General features: G+C 70.7%; 20 protein-coding genes and 1 pseudogene. 14 read left to right on the top strand and 7 right to left on the bottom strand.

Going from position 1 to position 20046, the window contains the following annotated elements; genetic code table 11:
- The first annotated feature begins 48 nt into the window (after nucleotides 1–48).
- The gene (locus tag ABZ321_RS00525) at nucleotides 49–765 is read left to right on the top strand and encodes a DUF4184 family protein (RefSeq protein WP_354888145.1); all 717 of its coding nucleotides are present in this window, start codon (nucleotides 49–51) and stop codon (nucleotides 763–765) included.
- Nucleotides 716–1249, top strand: coding sequence for a GNAT family protein (locus ABZ321_RS00520; RefSeq protein ID WP_344502992.1), 534 nt, complete (start codon nucleotides 716–718; stop codon nucleotides 1247–1249). The genes ABZ321_RS00525 and ABZ321_RS00520 overlap by 50 nt, the downstream gene beginning before the upstream one ends.
- A gap of 169 nt (nucleotides 1250–1418) precedes the next feature.
- Here ABZ321_RS00520 and ABZ321_RS00515 read toward each other — a convergent pair whose 3' ends face one another.
- The gene (locus ABZ321_RS00515) at nucleotides 1419–2366 is read right to left on the bottom strand and encodes a COX15/CtaA family protein (protein ID WP_354888951.1); all 948 of its coding nucleotides are present in this window, start codon (nucleotides 2364–2366) and stop codon (nucleotides 1419–1421) included.
- An 874-nt stretch (nucleotides 2367–3240) separates the two neighbouring features.
- Here ABZ321_RS00515 and ABZ321_RS00510 point away from each other — a divergent pair.
- From ABZ321_RS00510 to ABZ321_RS00475, 8 genes are all read left to right on the top strand, one after another.
- Entirely contained in the window at nucleotides 3241–3993 is a 753-nt protein-coding gene (locus ABZ321_RS00510; protein WP_344502991.1) for an ArsR family transcriptional regulator, read from the top strand.
- Nucleotides 3990–5396: a Fe-S cluster assembly protein SufB gene (sufB, locus tag ABZ321_RS00505; protein ID WP_344502990.1), complete on the top strand. Its 1407-nt coding sequence runs from the start codon at nucleotides 3990–3992 to the stop codon at nucleotides 5394–5396. Before ABZ321_RS00510 ends, sufB begins: the two co-directional genes overlap by 4 nt.
- Before the next feature lie 82 nt (nucleotides 5397–5478).
- Nucleotides 5479–6627 (top strand): Fe-S cluster assembly protein SufD, encoded by a 1149-nt coding sequence (sufD, locus tag ABZ321_RS00500; protein ID WP_344502988.1) that lies wholly within the window; start codon nucleotides 5479–5481, stop codon nucleotides 6625–6627.
- Nucleotides 6624–6950: a non-heme iron oxygenase ferredoxin subunit gene (locus ABZ321_RS00495; protein WP_344502987.1), complete on the top strand. Its 327-nt coding sequence runs from the start codon at nucleotides 6624–6626 to the stop codon at nucleotides 6948–6950. Before sufD ends, ABZ321_RS00495 begins: the two co-directional genes overlap by 4 nt.
- A complete protein-coding gene (gene sufC, locus ABZ321_RS00490) occupies nucleotides 6947–7726 on the top strand; it encodes a Fe-S cluster assembly ATPase SufC (RefSeq protein WP_354888140.1) in 780 nt (259 codons plus the stop codon). The genes ABZ321_RS00495 and sufC overlap by 4 nt, the downstream gene beginning before the upstream one ends.
- A 7-nt stretch (nucleotides 7727–7733) precedes the next feature.
- Nucleotides 7734–8981, top strand: coding sequence for a cysteine desulfurase (locus ABZ321_RS00485; RefSeq protein WP_354888137.1), 1248 nt, complete (start codon nucleotides 7734–7736; stop codon nucleotides 8979–8981).
- Nucleotides 8978–9427 carry a Fe-S cluster assembly sulfur transfer protein SufU gene (gene sufU / locus ABZ321_RS00480; RefSeq protein ID WP_344502984.1) on the top strand — a complete coding sequence of 150 codons (450 nt, stop codon included), beginning with the start codon at nucleotides 8978–8980 and terminating at the stop codon, nucleotides 9425–9427. The genes ABZ321_RS00485 and sufU overlap by 4 nt, the downstream gene beginning before the upstream one ends.
- Complete coding sequence (locus tag ABZ321_RS00475; protein WP_344502983.1) at nucleotides 9424–9750, top strand: metal-sulfur cluster assembly factor; 327 nt, start codon at nucleotides 9424–9426, stop codon at nucleotides 9748–9750. The genes sufU and ABZ321_RS00475 overlap by 4 nt, the downstream gene beginning before the upstream one ends.
- A 53-nt stretch (nucleotides 9751–9803) precedes the next feature.
- Here ABZ321_RS00475 and ABZ321_RS00470 read toward each other — a convergent pair whose 3' ends face one another.
- From ABZ321_RS00470 to ABZ321_RS00450, 5 genes are all read right to left on the bottom strand, one after another.
- Nucleotides 9804–10364, bottom strand: a complete 561-nt coding sequence (locus ABZ321_RS00470) for a permease-like cell division protein FtsX (protein ID WP_354888133.1) — start codon at nucleotides 10362–10364, stop codon at nucleotides 9804–9806.
- Nucleotides 10361–10858: a sigma-70 family RNA polymerase sigma factor gene (locus tag ABZ321_RS00465; protein ID WP_344502981.1), complete on the bottom strand. Its 498-nt coding sequence runs from the start codon at nucleotides 10856–10858 to the stop codon at nucleotides 10361–10363. The genes ABZ321_RS00470 and ABZ321_RS00465 overlap by 4 nt, the downstream gene beginning before the upstream one ends.
- Before the next feature lie 30 nt (nucleotides 10859–10888).
- Nucleotides 10889–11500, bottom strand: a complete 612-nt coding sequence (locus ABZ321_RS00460) for a LysE family transporter (protein WP_344503245.1) — start codon at nucleotides 11498–11500, stop codon at nucleotides 10889–10891.
- Nucleotides 11501–11642: 142 nt separating this feature from the next.
- Nucleotides 11643–12302, bottom strand: coding sequence for a DNA alkylation repair protein (locus tag ABZ321_RS00455; protein ID WP_354888130.1), 660 nt, complete (start codon nucleotides 12300–12302; stop codon nucleotides 11643–11645).
- Nucleotides 12299–13249 (bottom strand): neutral zinc metallopeptidase, encoded by a 951-nt coding sequence (locus ABZ321_RS00450; RefSeq protein ID WP_344502979.1) that lies wholly within the window; start codon nucleotides 13247–13249, stop codon nucleotides 12299–12301. The genes ABZ321_RS00455 and ABZ321_RS00450 overlap by 4 nt, the downstream gene beginning before the upstream one ends.
- Nucleotides 13250–13458: 209 nt before the next feature.
- Here ABZ321_RS00450 and ABZ321_RS00445 point away from each other — a divergent pair, with 209 nt between their 5' ends.
- Nucleotides 13459–15057, top strand: a complete 1599-nt coding sequence (locus ABZ321_RS00445) for an ABC-F family ATP-binding cassette domain-containing protein (RefSeq protein ID WP_354888122.1) — start codon at nucleotides 13459–13461, stop codon at nucleotides 15055–15057.
- A gap of 4 nt (nucleotides 15058–15061) precedes the next feature.
- Here the strand turns inward: ABZ321_RS00445 and ABZ321_RS00440 are convergent, their stop codons facing one another.
- A complete protein-coding gene (locus ABZ321_RS00440; protein WP_354888948.1) occupies nucleotides 15062–16384 on the bottom strand; it encodes a hypothetical protein in 1323 nt (440 codons plus the stop codon).
- A 141-nt stretch (nucleotides 16385–16525) separates the two neighbouring features.
- On the opposite strand from ABZ321_RS00440, the gene ABZ321_RS00435 reads away from it, so the two are divergent.
- The 3 genes and pseudogenes from ABZ321_RS00435 to ABZ321_RS00425 form a co-directional block, all read left to right on the top strand.
- Nucleotides 16526–16750 (top strand): helix-turn-helix domain-containing protein, encoded by a 225-nt coding sequence (locus tag ABZ321_RS00435; protein WP_033359767.1) that lies wholly within the window; start codon nucleotides 16526–16528, stop codon nucleotides 16748–16750.
- Entirely contained in the window at nucleotides 16747–17487 is a 741-nt protein-coding gene (locus ABZ321_RS00430) for an enoyl-CoA hydratase/isomerase family protein (protein WP_354888119.1), read from the top strand. Before ABZ321_RS00435 ends, ABZ321_RS00430 begins: the two co-directional genes overlap by 4 nt.
- Nucleotides 17488–17544: 57 nt before the next feature.
- Nucleotides 17545–19428, top strand: a pseudogene (locus ABZ321_RS00425) (ABC transporter ATP-binding protein); the annotation flags it as partial.
- Between the last annotated feature and the right edge of the window lie 618 nt (nucleotides 19429–20046).

Here is a 20046-nt window from a genome sequence, read left to right as displayed (position 1 = left end):
CGGTGCAGGCCCACCGGATCCGGGCGCCGGTGCGGCAGGGTCGGCGGTGTGCCATCGACCCTGCCGACCCACCCCTTGGCAGTCCTGCCCCTGAAGCTGTGGCGGCCGCGCTGGTTCGACGGCGTCGCGCTCGCCGTCGGCGCCACCACACCCGACATCGCGTACGCGCTCGGCGACGCCGTCACCATCCGCAGCCACACGGTCGCGGCCGCCTTCTGGTGGGGGCTGCCCGTCACCGTGTTCACCGCGTGGCTGATCCGCCTCGGCGCCCCCGTCGTCGCGGCGCACCTTCCCGGGTCGCTGCCGGAGCTCGGCGTGCTGGGGCGGGTCAGGCACCGGTGGTGGGTCACCGCGACCTCGGCGCTGCTCGGCGACGCCAGCCACCTGCTGTGGGACCTGGTCACCCACCCGCAGCCCGAGGTCATCGCGTCGTGGCGCCTGGTGCGCGACGTCAGCGACTACGCCGCGCTGCTCCTGCTGCCGTTGTTCATCTGGTACGTCCAACGCCGCCATCTGGTCAGGGAATGGCACGGGGCCGCACCGGTCGTGGCGCGGCGGCCGTGGCTGTTCTGGTCGTGCGCCGTCGAAACGTTCGCGGCCTGCGCGTTCGTCGTCGGCAACCTGCACTACGGCGGCCCGCACGTCTTCGTCGTCCGGCTGATCGTATCGGCGGTGATCGCTCTGCTCACAGCCTGTCTGGCACTACACTTCGTGCGTGCTCCTGGAGACAGACCGGTTGCTGCTGCGGCGCTTCCACAGCGGTGACGCCGCCGCCCTCGCCGCCTACCGTTCGGACCCGGACGTGGCCCGGTACCAGTCCTGGGACGCGCCCTATCCGCTCGGCGACGCCCTCGCCTTCGTCGCGGAGACCGCACGCCTGGACCCCGAGCGGGAAGGCTGGTTCCAGTACGCCGTCGAGGGCCGCGACAACGGCCTGCTCCTCGGCGACGTGGGCGTCAACCGCGGCGACGGCGGCCGGCAGGCGGAGATCGGCTTCACGTTCGCGCCCGCGTTCCAGGGCCAGGGCTACGCCACCGAGGCGGTCGGGCGGGTCGTCCGGCACCTCCTCGTCGAGGAGGGCCTGCACCGCGTGCATGCGGTGCTGGACGCCCGCAACGAGCGGTCGGCCCGGTTGCTGGAGCGGCTCGGTTTCCGCCGGGAGGGGCTGCTCGTGCGGGCCAGCTACTGGAAGGGCGAGTGGACCGACGACCTGCTGTACGCCGTCCTCGCCGCCGAGTGGCAGGCGTAGCCCTTCACACGGTGCTGCCCTTTACGCGGTGCCGCCCTTCACATGGTGCTGCCGCTTACGCGGTGCTGGCCGCCGGGTGGGCGGTGCTGCCGCTTACACGGTGCTGGCCGCCGGGTGGGCGGTGCTGCCGCTTACGCGGTGCTGGCCGCCGGGTGGGCGGCGTAGGCGTTTATGCGGTGCTCGCGTCGGGCTGTGCGTCGAGGACCAGCTGATCCTCGGTGGCCGCGCCGCCGGCCGGCGCGCGACCGGGCGACACCGCCAGCAGCAACCCCAGCGTCGCCGTCCAGACCAGGCAGGCGCCCAGCATGTGGAGCAAAACGACCGGCCAGGGCAATCCCGTAAAATATTGGACAAACCCAACAATTCCCTGCCCCAGCTCGACGGCGAGCAGCAGGGCGGCGGCCCGGGTGACCCGCAGCGGCGCCCCCAGCGCGCGCAGGCCAAACCACAGCGCGATCGTGAGCCCGACCAGGACAAAAACCGCATCCCCGTGCAATTGCGACACCGTCGCGGGGTCGAACCCGGTCCGCGCCGCCTTCGTGTCGCCGGAGTGCGGCCCGCTGCCCGTCACGACCGTCCCGAGCACCAGCACCACCGCCGAAACCGCCGTGATCACGATCCCGGCGCTCCTGATCGCCCGCGGCGCGGTCCACCGCGGCGGCACGTCACGCGTGCGGTGCCAGAACACGTACGCCAGCGCGATCAACAGCATCGACGCCAGGAAGTGCGCCATCACCGTCCACGGGTTGAGCGCCATCCGCACGGTGATCCCGCCCAGCACCCCCTGGAACGCGATCCCCGCCATCATCCACACCCCCGCGGCGAGCAGCCCCGGCACCCGCTGCCGCTGCCGCCACGCCGCCGCGAGCGCGACGACGGCGATGAGCCCGAGCGCGAACGTCAGCGTCCGGTTGCCGAACTCGATGATCCCGTGATGCCCCATCGCCTGGGTCGTCACGTACGACTCCTCGGTGCACCGCGGCCACGTCGGGCAGCCGAGCCCCGACCCGGTCAGCCGGACCAGCCCGCCCGTGCACACGATCCCGATATTCGCCACCAGCGACGCGAGCGCCGCCCGTCGCAGCACCACCGGCCGATCGAGCAGCGACAACACCATCCCCAACACTCGGCCGATACTACGCGCGGCTACATATCACCCCCGCCGCGGTCCGCCCACACCTCTGCCCGCCACTTCCGCCCCGCCAGCGGCGCCCCACCACCGACGCCCCGGTCGCCGTCCCGCCACCGCCGACGCCCGTCACCGTCCGTCCCGACGCCACCGAGGACGCCCCGTCACCGTCTCGCCACCACCGACACCGACGCCCCGTCGCCGTCCGTCCCGACGCCACCGAGCCTGCCGCCACCGCCTGCGACCCTCCGCAGCCGGCCCAGCTGTCGGCGTGCTTGTCTGGCCGTCCACGCTCGTCCCGCCGCCCAAGTGCTGGTCCCGTTCATGCTGCCGTCTCGCCGGACACGTGCTGGTTCCGCCCGCGTGCTCGTCCGGTCGCCTGAGTGCTGGTCTGGGCCGTTGGCGTGCTCGTCCCCGTTCACGTGCTGGTCCCGCCGTCCCGCGTGCCGCCACTCCCAGTCCCGGTCCGCCGCTGCCGCCCGTCCCCGCTGGTCGGGCTGCTCAACGGGTCCGGGTCGGAGGGTTTCCCAGCCCAGCGGTGCCGTGTCCGAGCGCGATCTTGCTACCGCGCGCGGGTGTGCGGGTGGTGGCGACGGCGAGGAAGTTGGTGGTGGCGGCGCCGGGTCGGGGTCGCGCTTCACGAAAGGCGTCACGGGCCGGTGTCGGTGGCCGCTCCGCTTTCAAAGCAACCGTACTCCCGCCCTCCTAATCGGACAGCGATAAGTATGGTCGCTCCGCTACGAACCGTTATAAGGCCTGCTCGATAGCCGGAAGTTCAGCTAAGGGGAGCCTTACCTTCCGTGCGTTGGATCACCCGTAGGGCGGTTTGCCTGCGTCAGGCGAATTACGTAACGTTGGTGTTGTGAAAAACGCGGAGGTGGCGCAGCAGAGGTCTGCCGTCGCTGACGCGTGCCCGCCGCTCGACGTGCGCACCCGTGACCGGGTCACGGAGTTGCTGCTGCAGCAGGGGTCGGCGACGGCGACCGAGCTGGGGCTCGCCCTCGGGTTGAGCGCGGCCGGGATCCGTCGGCACCTCGACGCGATGCTGGCCGAAGGCCTGGTGGAGAGCCGGGAGCGGCCGGACCGCGGGCGTCGCGGGCGCGGGCGGCCGGCGCGGGTGTTCACGCTGACCGCGGCGGCGCGTGAGGCGCTGCCGCACACCTATGACGACCTCGCCGCGTCCGCGCTGCGATGGATTGCCGAGCACCACGGCGAGGCCGCGGTCGCCGCGTTCGCCATGGCGCAGGTCGCAGGGCTCGAGGAGCGCTGCAAGGCCGCCATGGCCGAGGCCGGCGACGACCCGCTCGCCCGCGCCGAGGCGCTCGCCAAGGCGCTGACCGCGGAGGGCTACGCCGCCGGCGCGACCACCATCGCCACGGGTGGCCAGCTGTGCCAGCATCACTGCCCGGTGGCGCACGTCGCCGCCGAGTTCTCGCAGCTGTGCGAGGCCGAGACCCAGGTCATCTCCCGCCTGGTGGGGACCCATGTCCAGCGGCTCGCGACCATCGCCAACGGTGATGGTGTCTGCACCACGCACATCCCGGCGCCGGTCCCCGGTGCCAGATCCGATAATGCCCGTCAAATTCGGCAAAATAGGCAAAGGAACGTGAGATGACCACCGCCGATCAGCTTGCCGGTCTCGGCCGGTACGAGTACGGCTGGGCCGACTCGGACAGCGCCGGTGCCGCGGCACGCCGCGGCCTCAACGAGGACGTCGTGCGCGACATCTCGGCGAAGAAGAGCGAGCCGCAGTGGATGCTCGACCTGCGCCTGAAGGGCCTGCGCCTGTTCGACCGCAAGCCGATGCCGGCCTGGGGCGCGGACCTGTCGCACATCGACTTCGACAACATCAAGTATTTCGTCCGCTCGACCGAGAAGCAGGCGGCGAGCTGGGAAGACCTTCCCGACGACATCAAGAGCACCTACGACAAGCTCGGCATCCCCGAGGCGGAGAAGCAGCGCCTCGTCGCCGGTGTCGCAGCGCAGTACGAGTCGGAGGTCGTCTACCACAAGATCCGCGAGGATCTCGAGGAGCAGGGCGTCATCTTCCTCGACACGGACACCGCGCTGCGTGAGCACGAGGACGTGTTCAAGGAGTACTTCGGCACCGTGATCCCGGTCGGCGACAACAAGTTCGCCTCGCTCAACACGTCGGTATGGTCCGGCGGCAGCTTCATCTACGTGCCCAAGGGCGTGAAGGTGGAGATCCCGCTGCAGGCGTACTTCCGGATCAACACCGAGAACATGGGCCAGTTCGAGCGGACGCTGATCATCGTCGACGAGGACGCGTACGTCCACTACGTCGAGGGCTGCACCGCGCCGATCTACTCGTCGGACTCGCTGCACTCCGCGGTGGTGGAGATCGTCGTGAAGAAGGGCGCCCGCTGCCGGTACACCACGATCCAGAACTGGTCGACCAACGTCTACAACCTGGTCACCAAGCGGGCCGTGTGCCACGAGGGCGCGACGATGGAGTGGATCGACGGCAACCTCGGCTCGAAGGTCACGATGAAGTACCCGGCGGTGTACATGCTGGGCGAGCACGCCAAGGGTGAGGTCCTGTCGGTCGCGATGGCCGGCGAGGGGCAGCACCAGGACGCGGGCGCCAAGATGGTGCACGCCGCGCCGCACACGTCGAGCACCATCGTGTCGAAGTCGATCGCCCGTGGCGGCGGCCGGACGAGCTACCGCGGTCTCGTGCAGGTCCTGGAGGGCTCGCACCACTCCCGGTCGACGGTGAAGTGTGACGCGCTGCTCGTCGACACGGTCTCCCGTTCGGACACGTACCCGTACGTCGACATCCGCGAGGACGACGTGTCGATGGGGCACGAGGCGACGGTCTCGAAGATCAGCGACGACCAGCTGTTCTACCTGATGTCGCGCGGCCTCACCGAGGACGAGGCGATGGCGATGATCGTGCGTGGCTTCATCGAGCCGATCGCCAAGGAACTGCCCATGGAGTATGCGTTGGAGCTCAACCGGCTCATCGAGCTGCAGATGGAGGGCGCGGTCGGATGAGCGGCCAGCGAAGCGGCTCGGGCCGCTCATCGTGTGTCAGTTTTGGCTCAGGCCGACGCCGGAGCGCAGCGGAGGCGGCGGAATGAGCGCACCCGTACTGGTACCGCCGAAGACCCGCGCGCAGCAGGTCCGCTCGTTCGACGTCGCCGACTTCCCCGCCCTCACGGGGCGGGAGGAGGAGTGGCGGTTCACCCCGCTCAAGCGCCTGCGTGGCCTGGCGACCGCCGAAGGCGGCGAGCCCACACAGGCACCGGCGCCGAAGGTCGAGATCGGTGACCTGCCCGAGGGCGTGACCGTCGCGACCGTCGACCGCTCCGACCCGCGGGTCGGAGCGGCGCTGACCCCGTTCGACCGGATCAGCGCGCTCGCGGCCGGCGGCGCCACCGAGGCGCTGCTGGTGTCGGTGGCGGCGAACGCCGTGCCGGAGACCGCAGCCGTGGTGCGGCTCGTCGGCTCGAGCACCGAGGTCGCGTTCGGCCACACCGTCGTCGAGGTCGGCCGGCTCGCCGAGGCGACCGTCGTGCTGGAGCAGGTCGGCTCGGTCACGCTCGCCGACAACGTCGAGGTGCTCGTCGGCGACGCGGCCCGGCTCACGCTGGTCACGGTCACCGACTGGGACGCCGACGCCGTCCAGGCGCAGCACATCCGTTTCCGGCTCGGCCGGGACGCGAAGGTCACGCACGTCCAGGTCACGCTCGGCGGCGACCTGGTCCGGCAGTACACCAGCGTCGACTACACCGGTCGCGGCGGCGAGATCGACGCGTTCGGTCTCTACTTCGCCGACGCCGGGCAGCACATGGAGCACCGGCTGCTCGTCGACCACTCGGTCCCTGACTGCCGCAGCTACGTCGCGTACCGCGGCGCGCTGCAGGGTCAGGAGGCACACACGGTGTGGGTCGGCGACGTGCTGATCCGGGCCGAGGCGACCGGCACCGACACGTACGAGATCAACCGCAACCTGGTGCTGACCGACGGGGCGCGCGCCGACTCGGTGCCCAACCTGGAGATCGAGACCGGCGAGGTCGCCGGCGCGGGCCACGCCAGCGCCACCGGCCGGTTCGACGACGAGCAGCTGTTCTACCTGATGTCCCGGGGCATCCCGGACGAGCAGGCGCGCAAGCTCGTGGTCCGCGGCTTCTTCGCGGAGCTGCTGCACAAGATCCCGGTCGAGTCGCTGCGCGACCGGCTGGGCGAGGCCATCGACGCACGACTCGAGGCGGCCGGCACGTGATCCGAGTGTGCGCGGCGGCCGAGGTGGGCAAGGGGACGGTGCGGCAGGTCGAGGTCGAAGGGACCGAGATCGCGCTCGTCCACGCCGACGACGACAACTTCTACGCCGTCTACGACGAGTGCTCGCACGCCGCGGTCGCGCTGTCGGAGGGCGAGGTCGAGGGCTGCACCCTCGAGTGCTGGCTGCACGGCTCGCGCTTCGACCTGCGCACCGGCGAGCCGACCGGCCTTCCGGCGACCGAGCCGGTCCCGGTCTACCCCGTCGAGATCCGCGACGGCGACGTCTACATCGACTTGAATCCCAGTAACGGAGTGACGAAGTGAGCACGCTGGAGATCAGCAACCTGCAGGTGTCGGTGAAGCTGCCTGACGGCGAGCTGAAGCCGATCCTCGCCGGGGTCGATCTGACCGTCGGGGCGGGGGAGACCCACGCCATCATGGGCCCCAACGGCTCGGGCAAGTCGACCCTGGCGTACTCGATCGCCGGTCACCCGCGCTACCAGGTCACCGGCGGTTCGGTGACCCTCGACGGCCAGGACGTGCTGGCGATGACCGTCGACGAGCGGGCCCGCGCCGGCCTGTTCCTGGCGATGCAGTACCCGGTCGAGGTCCCCGGCGTGTCGGTCGCCAACTTCCTGCGGACCGCGAAGACCGCGATCGACGGTGAGGCTCCGAAGCTGCGCACCTGGGCCGGCGAGCTGCGCGGCGCCATGGAGAAGCTGCAGATGGACCCGGCGTTCGCGCAGCGCAACGTCAACGAGGGCTTCTCCGGCGGTGAGAAGAAGCGGCACGAGATCATGCAGCTGGAGCTGCTCAAGCCGAAGATCGCGGTGCTCGACGAGACCGACTCCGGCCTCGACATCGACGCCCTGCGCATCGTCAGCGAGGGCGTCAACCGGGTCCGCGAGAGCGGCGACACCGGGCTGCTGCTCATCACGCACTACACGCGGATCCTGCGCTACATCAAGCCCGACTTCGTGCATGTGTTCGTCGGCGGGCGGATCGTCGAAGAGGGCGGGCCGGAGCTCGCCGAGCAGCTCGAGGCCGAAGGCTACGAGCGCTACCTGGCCGGTGCGGGACCGGCGACGCACCACGCTTAGGGGAATCATGAACGCGCTGGATGTCGACGCCGTACGGAAGGACTTCCCGATCCTCGATCGGGAGGTCAACGGCAAGCCTCTCGTCTACCTCGACTCCGGGAACACGTCGCAGAAGCCTCGCCAGGTGATCGACGCGGTCCGGGAGCACTATGAGCTGCACAACGCCAACGTCGCCCGGTCCGTGCACACGCTCGGCACCGAGGCCACCGAGGCGTTCGAGGGCGCCCGCGAGAAGGTCGCCGCGTTCGTCGGCGCCGGCACCGCCGCCGAGATCGTCTTCACGAAGAACTCGACCGAGGCGATCAACCTCGTCGCGCACGCCTTCACGGCGGTCGCCGACGACCCGCGGCTGCGGATCGGGCCCGGCGACGAGATCGTCATCACCGAGATGGAGCACCACTCCAACATCGTGCCGTGGCAGCTGCTCGCGCAGCGCACCGGCGCGACGCTGCGCTGGTTCGGGCTCACCGACGACGGCAGGCTCGACCTGTCGGCGATCGACGAGATCGTCAACGAGCGCACGAAGCTCGTCTCGGTGGTGCACTACTCCAACATCCTCGGCACGATCAACCCCGTCGACGTCCTCGTCGCCCGGGCCCGGCAGGTTGGCGCGCTGGTGCTGCTCGACGGCTCCCAGTCGGTGCCGCACATCCCCGTCGACGTGACCGCGCTCGGCGCCGACTTCGTCGCGTTCACCGGCCACAAGATGCTCGGGCCGACCGGCATCGGCGGGCTGTGGGGCCGGTTCGAGCTGCTCGACGCCATGCCGCCGTTCCTGGGCGGCGGTTCGATGATCGAGACGGTCGCGATGACCGGCTCGACGTTCATGCCGCCACCCGCCCGCTTCGAGGCCGGCACGCCGCCGATCGCGGAGGCCGTGGGTCTGGGCGCGGCCGTCGACTATCTCAGCGCCGTCGGCATGGACGCGATCCAGGCGTACGAGAAGCAGCTCACCGCGTATGCCCTCGACGCCCTGACCGCGACGCCGGACGTGCGGATCATCGGCCCGACCACTACGGAAGGGCGCGGCGCGACGATCTCCTTCACCGTCGACGGCGTCCACCCGCACGACGTCGGGCAGATCCTGGACGACGAGGGCGTGCAGGTCCGGGTCGGGCATCACTGCGCCCGCCCGACCTGCGTGCGCTTCGGGGTGCCGGCGACCACGAGGGCGTCGTTCTACCTGTACACCACGACCAACGAGATCGATGCGCTGGTCCGCGGCCTGGAGCGGGTGCGGAAGGTCTTCGCATGAAGCTGGACCAGCTCTACCAGGAGATCATCCTGGATCACTACAAGCGGCCGCACGGCCGTGGCCTGCGCGAGCCGTTCGACGCCGAGGCCCACCACGTCAACCCGACCTGCGGCGACGAGGTGACCCTGCGCGTGTCGATCAAGGGTGACACCGTCGCGGACGTGTCGTACGAGGGCGTCGGCTGCTCGATCAGCCAGGCGTCCGCGAGCATCCTGCACGAGCTGCTCAAGGGCGGCACCGTGCAGGAGTCGCTGCGGCGGCACGAGGCGTTCACGGAGCTGATGGGCGGCCGCGGTCAGGTCGAGCCCGACGAGGCGGTGCTGGAGGACGCGGTGGCGTTCGCCGGCGTGGCGAAGTACCCGGCCCGGGTGAAGTGTGCCCTGCTGGCGTGGATGGCGTACAAGGACGCGCTCAGCCGAGCCGTCCCGAGTGAGGAGAAGGCATGACCGCGGTGCTCGCCGACATCGAAGAGGCGATGAAGGACGTCGTCGACCCGGAGCTCGGGATCAACGTCGTTGACCTCGGCCTGGTGTACGGCATCCACGTCGACGAGGACAACGTCGCGACCCTCGACATGACGCTGACGTCCGCGGCGTGCCCGCTGACCGACGTCATCGAGGACCAGACCCGCCAGGCGCTGTGCAGCGGCCCGGGCGGCGGCCTGGTCAGCGACATCCGGATCAACTGGGTGTGGCTGCCGCCGTGGGGGCCGGACAAGATCAGCGACGAGGGCCGCGACCAGCTGCGCGCTTTGGGCTTCAACGTCTGACGAGGCGTTCAGCGAGAAGCCGTTCAGCGGGAAGCCGTTTCAGCGAAGGGCGTTCAGCGGGGCTTGGTCGGCGTGGCCGTCCTGCAGGAGCAGACGTAGTCCATGTAGCCCTGGAGGCCGTGGATCCGCTGCTCCACCGCGTCGGCCTCGCGCACCTTGGCGACCCGGAAGCGGAACGCCTGGGGGAGCATGTCGACCCGGGTCGCCGCGACGAGGTCCGGCGCGTCGCTGAAATGGATCTTGAACTGCTCCCAGGCCTGCTCCTTGGTCTCGAAGCTCAGGCAGTAGACCTCGGGGGAGCTGCGCAGCGCCAGGTCCAGTTGCTGCGTCTGCTCCTCGGTGACGTCGCTCTTGAGGAAGACCGCCACGTTGTGGCCGGGCCGGTCGCAGCCCGGCCCGGCGGCCATCTGCGCCGGTCCGTCGCCGGGCAGCAGGCGCCACGTGACCGCCCCGGCTCCGGCGACGGCCAGGGCCAGGATCGCGGCGCCGGTGGCCATGTGCCGGCGCCTCCTGCGGGCGGCGCCCGCGTGCACGGCTGCGACGCCGTCGGGGCGGATCGTGTCGTGGGCGAGCTCGTACTCGGCGCGGAGCGCGTCGTGCAGCTGCTGGTTCATCGGCGTGCCTCTCGGAAGTCGTCCAACATGGCCGCGAGGGACTGCCGGGCCCGGTACAGCCAGGTGCGCACCGTGCCCTCACGGACCCGGCACAGCTCGGCGATCTCCGCGACCGGCAGCCCCACCAGGTAGTGCAGGACCACGGCGCGGCGCTGGCCGTCGGGCAGCGCCGCGAGCGCGTCGCGGATCGCCACACCGTGCCCGCCGTGCTCGTCCGGGCCGGGCACCAGCTCGAGCCTGGCGCCGCGTTGATGTCGCAGCGCGACCCGCAGGCGGCGCAGGCGCGACGTGGCGAGGTTCCACGCGACGCGGCGGATCCACGTCGCGGGCTCCTCGTAGCGGCTGATGCGGTCCCAGCGCTGCCAGGCGCGCACGAACGCCTCCTGGGTCAGGTCCCGCGCCTCGTCGAGGTCGCCGAGGTACACGCTCAGCTGGGCGGCGATCTGCCGGAACTGCAGCGCGTAGCACTCGGCGAACCCTTCGGCATCCCTCATGCCGACATCACGCGCGGGCGCGGCAAAAGGTCACACGACCAGAACGACGGCGAGGACGGCGATCACGGCGCTGGACGTCAGCGCGGTCCACAGCCTGCCGCGCGGGCCGGTGAGGACCTTGCCGAGCAGGGTGCCGCCGCCGGCGATGAGCAGCTGCCAGCTCGCCGACGCCACGAACGCCGACAGGACCCAGACGGTCTCGCCGGCCGCGGACAGGCCGTCGTCGGCGCGGCGGCCGAGGACGAGCGCGCCGAAGTAGACGATCGTCGCCGGGTTGAGCATGGTCAGGCCGAGCAGCGCGAAGTACGCGCCGGTCGGCCGGGTCATCCTGCCGTCCGTGTCCCTGCCGTTATCCCCGGCGCGCGCGGCCTCGTGGCGGTGCCGCAGGGCGTCGGCGGCGGTCTTGACGGCGAGCGCCACCAGTACCACAGCGGCGACCCAACGCAGGGGAGCGGAGATCGGCGCGATGAGCCCCGCGAGGGCCGCGCCGCCGAGGACGGCGATCACCGCGTAGATCCCGTCGGCGGTGGCCACCCCCATCGCGGCGCCGGCGCCGGTCCGCCAGCCGGTGCGGGCGGCGAGCCCGGCGATCAGGGCGCCGATCGCGCCGACCGGCACCGCGACCCCGTAGCCGGCGAGCATCCCGGAGAGGACGACCTCCCCGAGGCCCGCGGTCACGATTGCTGCTTGCGGCTCGCCTCCGTCAGGGCGCCGGTCTGTCGCTTCGCCCGTTCGCCGGAGGTGGCGGGGGCTGCGATCAGGAGGCGTCGGCTCATGGCGTGCATCATGGCGCCGGTGCCGGGGTGCCGCCACCGATATTCTTCAGCGCTTCCCGCTTGGACAGGCCGGACAGGTCCGGGTTCGCCGCGACGAAGGCGCGCACCGCGTCCGGGTCGGTCTTCGCATACTCGCGCAGTGCCCAGCCGATGGCCTTGCGGATGAAGAAGTCCTGCTCGTGTTTCCATCGGCCGCTGTACGAGAAGAGCCGTCGCGGGTCGGTCGCCTCGCGGTACTTCAACTGGTGCAGGATCGCGGTCCGCACCACCCACAGGTCGTCGTCCTCGATCCAGGCGTCCATCGGGGTCTGGTCGTGGCGGACGACCGGCCCGACGACGTTGGCGGCGAGCAGGTCGACCGTGTCCCACCAGGGCCTGGTCGTGATGAGGGCGCGCAGGGCGGGCAGGTCGGCCGCGGTGAGGTGCTTCGCGTGCCTGGTCAGCAGGTCGCAGGCGAAGTACTGGAACTCCCGCTCCGGCTGCGCCCAGCATTCCTGCGCCAGCCGCAGGGGCTCGTCCGTCCGCAGGAACGGCTTGTCCAGCTTCCGTCGTACCGGCGACGGGATGCCGAGGAAGTCGAACTGGTCGCGCATGTAGGCGCGCATCCCGGCGGCGGTGCCGGGGGCGGCGTGCCCCCGGTACACCTGCCGCAGCTCGACCAGAGTCACAGGTTGCTGGTGGAGAAGGTGTCGCACTGGCGCGGGTCGCCGGTGTTGAAGCCCTGCGTGAACCACTTCTTGCGCTGCGCGGACGTGCCGTGGGTGAAGCCGTCCGGGTTGACGCCGCCGCCGGACTTCTTCTGGATCGTGTCGTCGCCGATCGCCTCGGCCGCCTCGATCGCCTCGTTGATGTCCGCCTGCGTGATGGAGGTGAACAGCACGGCGTCGCCCTCCTTGTCCTTGGTCTCCGTGGCGTGGAAGGCCCAGGTGCCGGCGTAGCAGTCGGCCTGCAGCTCCAGGCGCACCGAGCCCGAGGTGGGGCCGGTGTCACCCTGCTGGACCTTGGCGTTGGTGCCGAGCAGGTTCTGGATGTGGTGGCCGTACTCGTGGGCGATGACGTACGGGGCGGCGAACTCGCCCTTGGCGCCGAAGCGGCTCGACAGCTCCTTGTAGAAGGTGAGGTCGATGTAGACCTGGCTGTCGGCCGGGCAGTAGAAGGGCCCGACGCCGGAGTCGGCCTGGCCGCAGCCGGTGTTCACGGCGCCGTTGAAGTAGTTCGTCTTCGCCTGCTGGTACTGCTTGCCGAACGCCTGCGGCATCTCCGCCTTCCAGTACGCCTGGACGGAGTTGACGTACAGCAGGTTGCGGCAGTCGGCGTCGTTGAACCGGTCCTTGTTGGACTTGTCGCAGCGCTTCTCGATGTCGGAGTTGTCGGCCTGCTGGTTGCCGCCGCCCCCGCCGCCGAGCATGCCGCTGCCGAAGAGGCCACCGCCGCCGCAGATCACCAGCGCCAGGACGACCAGGGTGATGATGAGGCCCATCTTCCCGCCGCCGCCACCCGGGAGGGGGATCGGGATGCCGCCGAGGCCGCCACCGCCACCACCGCCGCCACTGGTCGACCCGCGCAGGTCGTTGACCTGGCTGCTGTCGAGATCAGCATCGTCGTTGAACTCCATGGCACACCTCTTCAGACGGGGGGATCGATCGGCGTCTGCTGCGTCGGTACCCGATGATCTTGTGACGTAATCGTGTGGCGGTGCGGTGCCGTGCGCACGGTAGGATATGCCGGTGACTCGCACGCTTCGTACGCAGAGGGAGTGACCCCGGTCCTGCACCAGGAGTCTGTCCGTCTTCCCCCTGAATATTGCGAGAGCGAGTCCTTCCTGTGATCACGACCACGGGTCTTGAGCTGCGCGCGGGCGCGCGCATCCTCCTCAGCGACATCAACCTGCGCATCCAGCCCGGCGACCGCATCGGTCTCGTCGGCCGCAACGGTGCCGGCAAGACCACCACCCTCAAGGTCCTCGCCGGTGAGGGCACCCCGCACGCCGGCTCCGTCGAGCGCCGCGGCCCCGTCGGCTACCTGCCGCAGGACCCCCGCACCGGCGACCTCGACGTGACCGCCCGCGACCGGGTGCTGTCCGCCCGCGGCCTGGACACCATCTACGCCGAGATGAAGGCCCTGGAGGCCACGCTCGGCGACGACGAGCGGCTCATCCGGCGGTATGGGCAGCTGGAGGACCAGTTCGCCGGGCTCGGCGGCTACGCGGCCGAGGCCGAGGCCGCCCGCATCTGCGCCAACCTCGGCCTGCCCGACCGGGTGCTCGCCCAGACCATCGGCACGCTCTCCGGCGGTCAGCGCCGCCGGATCGAGCTGGCCCGCATCCTGTTCCGCGACGCGGCGGCGACCGGCGGCGGCATCCTGCTGCTCGACGAGCCGACCAACCACCTCGACTCCGACTCCATCGCCTGGCTGCGCAACTTCCTGTCCAGCCACAAGGGCGGCCTCGTGGTGATCTCCCACGACGTGGAGATGCTCGACGCGATCGTCAACAAGGTGTGGTACCTCGACGCCAACCGCGCGACGATCGACTTCTACAACCTCAACTGGAAGCTGTACCAGCAGCAGCGCGAGACCGACGAGAAGCGCCGCAAGCGCGAGCGGGCCAACGCCGAGAAGAAGGCCGGCGCCCTCATGGCGCAGGCCGACAAGATGCGGGCCAAGGCCACCAAGACCGTCGCCGCGCAGAACATGGCCCGCCGCGCCGAGCGGATGCTGGGTGACCTGGAAGAGGTCCGGGTCTCCGACAAGGTCGCGAAGGTCCGCTTCCCCAACCCGAAGCCGTGCGGCAAGACCCCGCTGACGGCGTCCGGGCTGTCGAAGACGTACGGGTCCCTGGAGATCTTCGTGGACGTCGACGTCGCCGTCGACCGCGGCTCCCGGGTAGCGATCCTCGGCCTCAACGGCGCCGGCAAGACCACCCTGCTGCGGATGCTCGCCGGGGAGCTGGAGCCCGATACCGGCGAGGTCCACGCCGGGCACGGCCTGCAGCGCGGGTACTACGCCCAGGAGCACGAGCAGCTCGACGTCGACCGCACGATCCTGGAGCTGATGCGCTCCGCCGCCCCGGACCAGAACGACACCGAGCTGCGCAAGATCCTCGGCGCGTTCCTGTTCACCGGCGACGACGTCGACAAGCCCGCCGGGGTCCTGTCCGGCGGCGAGAAGACCCGGCTCGCGCTCGCCACGCTGGTCTGCTCCGGCGCCAACGTGCTGCTGCTCGACGAGCCGACCAACAACCTCGACCCGATCAGCCGCGAGCAGGTCCTCGACGCGATCGCCCGCTACCCGGGGGCGATCGTCCTCGTCACGCACGACCCCGGCGCGGTCACGGCCCTGAAGCCGGACCGCGCGATCCTCCTGCCCGACGGCGTGGAGGACGCGTGGAGCGACGACCTGCTGGAGCTCGTGGAACTCGCCTGAGGTTTCACCAGGGCGTGATCAGCACGGCTTCGACGACGACCGCGAGGGCTGCCCCGACCGCTGTGAGCAGCAGCGGGGTCGGGGGCAGCTCGCCGGCCGGCTTCTCCGGCGCCACCACGGCGACCGTGAGCCACGGGAAGAACGGCAGCCAGGCGTGCTCCACACCGCCCCTGGCGAGGCCCGCCGCGATCGAGAACACCACGGCCGCCCCCGCGCCCACCAGGAACGGCCAGGCGGCCGTGTTGCGCAGCTTCCGCGCGCTGGCGACGATCGCCGGGCCCGTGGCGAGCAGCAGGACGACGACGCTGATCGCGCTCCACCACAGCACCGACCGGTACGGCGCGACCCGGCTGGCGTAGTCGGTCTCCGCGGCCACCAGGCCGTCCGCCCAGCCGAAGCCGAGCAGTTGCGCCCCCAGGACGGGCACGAGGGCGCCGATGCCCGTCACGATGTTGAGGAACGCCCGCCGCCGCGCGAAGTAGACGCAGACGATCGACAGGCCGAGCCAGGGGGCCGAGTACGAGAACAGCGCGGCGACGCCCACGAGCAGCCCGGCCGCCAGCGCCCAGACCGCCTTTTTTCGGACTTTTGTGCGACTTGCCCGGAGGCCGCACACGATCGCGGCCGCGCCCAGGGTCGCCACCAGGCCGTCGAGGCTGACGGCGACCCAGATGGCGTACGGGGCGAGGACGAGCACCGGCAGGTACCGCCGCGCGGCCGCCTCGCCGACGGAGTCACGCACCGCCGACAACACCAGCGGAATCGTCAGCGCCGACAATGCGGTGATCAGGAATCCGAGGACGACGTGGTTGTCGACGCCGATTCGGTCGGCCAGCCACAAAAACAGAACGGGACCCGGCGGATGGCCCCGGGAGGCGACCGAGTGGGCCGGCGCGTCGGAGGTGAAATGTCTGAGGTATGCGAGGGGATCGTCGCCGACCCGCCTAACGTCACCCAGATATTCCTCCGGCGAACCGAGGGCTTTCGTAAGGCCCGACCAGCCATCGACAAGCGCCAAAGCGATTGCCCACGTCAGGCCGGCGCAGTACCCGAAAAGCTGAATTTTTCGCCAGGATCGTCGCTCGAGGGCACCCTGTGACGCAGACCACAGTACCGCCGCGGCCACCAGCGGCGCCAGTACGCTGCCCGGCCCGACCCTGATCTTGTACCTGCCGAGGAAGGGCGCGCTTGCGGTGCCCAGACGGGCGTCGAGCTGCACCGCGAGCGCGGCGACAGCGAGCCCGAGCAGGCCGAAGGCAACCCAACGGAGCGCATCGCGACGCTCACGATGCGCTGTCCATGGTTGGTCGGTGGAGGGTTCGCTCATCACGGCGCATCACGGTATCGGGTAGGCGACAATGCTGTGCGTGTCGGTTGGCGTGCCGTCGATATCTAGCGCATGATCGTTCGAGGCGGTCTAATAGGTGGGACCGCACCAACCGCTCAGTCTGGGACGTGAGGGATCAGCATGGCAGCCACCGCCACCACCAGCACCGAGAAGGGTCGCCGGATCGTCGGCGCCGAAAGGCAGACGCTGGCGAAGGACCTCGTGAAGCGGTACACCAACGGTGAGAGTATCCGCGCGCTCGCCGCTTCCACCGGTCGATCCTATGGATTCGTGCACCGGGTGCTGACCGAATCTGGCGTTCAGCTTCGTCAGCGTGGCGGTGCCCGGCGCCGCAAGAAGGCGTGAACGCCGCTCCCACGTCGGGAGAGGCGCGTTTCGACGTCGAAGGGCCGGTCGCAACGGTGACGTTGGACCGGCCCGAGGTTCTCAACGCGCAGACCCCCGCGTTGTGGGCCGACCTCCGGGCGTTCGGCCGGTCACTGCCGGGCGACGTTCGGGTGGTCGTCGTGCGCGGCTCCGGTCGGGCCTTCTCGGCCGGGCTCGACACCTCGGTCGCCGCGTCCATCCTCGGCGGCGTCTCCGACGCGCAGATCGCGCAGTATCAGGAGGCGTTCGCCTGGCTCCGGCAGCCGTCGCTGATCTCGATCGCGGCGGTCCACGGCCACGCCATCGGCGCCGGATTCCAGCTCGCCCTCGCCTGTGACTTCCGGGTCGTGGCCGAGGACGTGAAGTTCTGCATGGCCGAGGTGTCCCTCGGGCTCGTCCCGGACCTCGGTGGCACCAAGCGGCTCGTCGAGCTGGTCGGTTATGCGCGGGCTCTGGAGCTGTGCGTCACCGGCCGGCGCGTGCACGCCGGCGAGGCGTCGCAGATCGGCCTGGCCAACGTGGTGGTTCCCCCGGCTGATCTGGGGGACGCCGTCGGTGATCTCACCGCGGCCGTCCTGGCGGGTTCCCGCGACGCGGTCGTGGAGATCAAGGCGCTGATCGCGGCCGCGGGCGGGCACACGTTCGCCCAGCAGGAGGCCGTCGAGCGGGCCGCGCAGGTGCGCCGGATCCAGGATCTGGCGGGCCTCGGCGAATAATTTGTCGTACCCCCCGGGCATGCTTGGGCTTCAAGTTCTCCGACCGGGGGGTTTCGAATGACGTCGCCGAGCAGCATGGCCGGGTGGGAGACCCTGCGCTCCCTGCGCAAGGCCGACGAGCTGGCCGGCAAGCGCCTGGCCCGCGGCACGGCGAAGCGCATCCTCGCCTTCGCCCGGCCCTATCGCGGCGACATCAGCGTCTTCCTCGTCACCGTCGTGTTCGGCGCGGGCATCGGCGTCGCCACGCCCTACCTCGCCGGCGACGTCATCAACAAGATCAATGCCGGTGGCCCCCACGCCGGCACCGCGGTCGTCCGGGTCGCGCTGCTCATCGGCGCCCTCGCCGTCGCCGACGCCCTGCTCTCCCTCGTCCAGCGGTGGTATTCCGCCCGCATCGGCGAAGGCATCATCCTGTCGCTGCGCACCCAGGTCTATGGGCACGTGCAGCTCATGCCGCTGCAGTTCTTCACCCGCACGCAGACCGGCGCGCTGGTCAGCCGGCTCAACAACGACGTGCAGGGCGCGCAGCGCGCGTTCACCTCGACCCTGTCCGGCGTGGTCAGCAACGTCATCCAGCTCGTCCTCACCGCCGCGGTCATGGTCACCCTGTCGTGGCAGGTGACGCTGCTGTCGCTGGTCATGCTGCCGGTCTTCATCCTCCCGGCCCGCCGGGTCGGCAAGCGGCTCGCCGCGATCACCCGCGAGGCCTACCAGCTCGACGCCACGATGAACGCGACGATGACCGAGCGCTTCGGCGTCGCCGGCGCCCTGCTGGTCAAGCTCTTCGGCCGGCCGGAGACCGAGGCGGAGCGCTTCGCCGACCGGGCCGGCCGGGTCCGCGACATCGGTATCCAGACCGCGATGTACAGCCGCGTGTTCTTCGTCAGCATGCTGCTCGTCGCCTCCCTCGCCCAGGCGCTCACCTACGGTCTCGGCGGCTGGTTCGCCGTGCACGGCCAGATCACCGCCGGCACCGTCGTCACCCTGGCGCTGCTGCTCACCCGGCTCTACGGCCCGCTGACCGCGCTGTCCAACGTCCGGGTCGACGTGATGAGCGCGCTCGTGTCGTTCGAGCGGGTCTTCGAGGTCCTCGACCTCGCCCCCGGCATCGCCGAGCGCCCCGACGCCCGCCCGCTGCCGCCCGGCGCGGCGAAGGTCGAGCTCCGCGATGTCCGCTTCCGCTACCCGAGCGCCGCCGAGGTCTCCCTCGCGTCCCTGGAAGACGTCGCGTCGCTGGACCGCACCGTCACCGACGAGGTGCTCAAGGGCGTCTCCTTCACCGTCGAGCCGGGCCAGATGGTCGCGCTCGTCGGCCCCTCGGGCGCCGGCAAGTCCACCACCGCCATGCTCGTCCCGCGCGTCTACGACGTCACCGCCGGCGCCGTCCTCGTCGGCGACGTCGACGTCCGCGACGCGACCCTGCAGTCGCTGCGCGACACCATCGGCGTCGTCACCCAGGACTCGCACCTCTTCCACGAGACCATCGCCGAGAACCTGCGCTACGCGAAGCCCGGTGCCACCGACGACGAGCTCTGGACCGCCCTGCGCCGCGCCCAGGTCGGCGACCTCGTCGAGTCCCTCCCCGACGGCCTCGCCACCGTCGTCGGCGAGCGCGGCTACCGCTTCTCCGGCGGCGAGAAGCAACGCATCGCCATCGCCCGCCTCCTGCTCCGCGCCCCCTCCATCGTCATCCTCGACGAAGCCACCGCCCACCTCGACTCCGAGTCCGAGGCCGCCGTCCAGCGCGCCCTCGCCGAGGCCCTCACCGGCCGCACCGCCCTCGTCATCGCCCACCGCCTCTCCACCATCCGCGCCGCCGACCAGATCCTCGTCGTCGACAACGGCCGCATCGTCGAGCACGGCACCCACGACACCCTCGTCACAGCGGGCGGCCTGTATGCGGAGCTCTACAAGACCCAGTTCGCCCTGGTCGACTCCCCACCCGTACCGCTGCTCGTGCCGTCTTCCGACACCCCCTCCAGCACCCCCTCGCCAGCCACTCCCTCTACAGACCCTGCACCCGCAGCCACCGCGTTAGCTGGCGCCGCCTCCGCAGACCGTGCCCCCGCAAGCACTGCCACCGCGACCGTTGCTCCCGCGAGCGCTTCTCCTGCTGCCTCGACTTCCGGGGGCGTTGCTCCTGCGGGCGTCGCTTCCGCGACCCCTGCTTCCGGGGGCGTTGCTCCTACGGGCGTCGCTTCGGAGGGCGCTGTTCCCGGGGCCGCTGCCTCTGCGGACGTTGCTTCCGGTGGTGCTGTTCCCGAGGGCCTTGCTTCCGCGGGAAGTCCCCACGCTGGCGTTCACTCCTCAGCCCACTCCGAAGACATCCACTCCTCCGATGAACCCGACCCTCCCCACCAAACCGCCCCTTCCAGCCCCGTTCCCACCCCCACTCCGTAGCCGAACCCGACCCGGCGCTCCGCACTCGCCGCACCCACCCCCAACAACGCCCATGGCCTGCCGTGCGTGAGTGCCTGCCCGGCGGCGTGCGCCACGACTGCGTGTCCGGCGGGATCTGCGTTGCTGTGTGAGCCGACACGTCGCGGGTCTGGTTCCCGC

Source organism: Dactylosporangium sp. NPDC006015, assembly GCF_040614215.1.
Taxonomy (GTDB): Bacteria; Actinomycetota; Actinomycetes; order Mycobacteriales; family Micromonosporaceae; genus Dactylosporangium; species Dactylosporangium maewongense.
The sequence above is the reverse complement of the archived record's forward strand: the minus strand, read 5'-3'. Positions and strand labels throughout refer to the sequence as shown.

Coding starts and splice junctions, on each gene's coding strand:
- ABZ321_RS00515 (WP_354888951.1), bottom strand. CDS start 2,366: ATGGTGTTGTCGCTGCTCGATCGGCCGGTGGTGCTGCGACGGGCGGCG.
- sufB (WP_344502990.1), top strand. CDS start 3,990: ATGACCACCGCCGATCAGCTTGCCGGTCTCGGCCGGTACGAGTACGGC.
- sufD (WP_344502988.1), top strand. CDS start 5,479: ATGAGCGCACCCGTACTGGTACCGCCGAAGACCCGCGCGCAGCAGGTC.
- ABZ321_RS00485 (WP_354888137.1), top strand. CDS start 7,734: ATGAACGCGCTGGATGTCGACGCCGTACGGAAGGACTTCCCGATCCTC.
- sufU (WP_344502984.1), top strand. CDS start 8,978: ATGAAGCTGGACCAGCTCTACCAGGAGATCATCCTGGATCACTACAAG.
- ABZ321_RS00475 (WP_344502983.1), top strand. CDS start 9,424: ATGACCGCGGTGCTCGCCGACATCGAAGAGGCGATGAAGGACGTCGTC.
- ABZ321_RS00470 (WP_354888133.1), bottom strand. CDS start 10,364: ATGAACCAGCAGCTGCACGACGCGCTCCGCGCCGAGTACGAGCTCGCC.
- ABZ321_RS00465 (WP_344502981.1), bottom strand. CDS start 10,858: ATGAGGGATGCCGAAGGGTTCGCCGAGTGCTACGCGCTGCAGTTCCGG.
- ABZ321_RS00460 (WP_344503245.1), bottom strand. CDS start 11,500: ATGCTCGCCGGCTACGGGGTCGCGGTGCCGGTCGGCGCGATCGGCGCC.
- ABZ321_RS00450 (WP_344502979.1), bottom strand. CDS start 13,249: ATGGAGTTCAACGACGATGCTGATCTCGACAGCAGCCAGGTCAACGAC.
- ABZ321_RS00440 (WP_354888948.1), bottom strand. CDS start 16,384: ATGAGCGAACCCTCCACCGACCAACCATGGACAGCGCATCGTGAGCGT.
- ABZ321_RS00435 (WP_033359767.1), top strand. CDS start 16,526: ATGGCAGCCACCGCCACCACCAGCACCGAGAAGGGTCGCCGGATCGTC.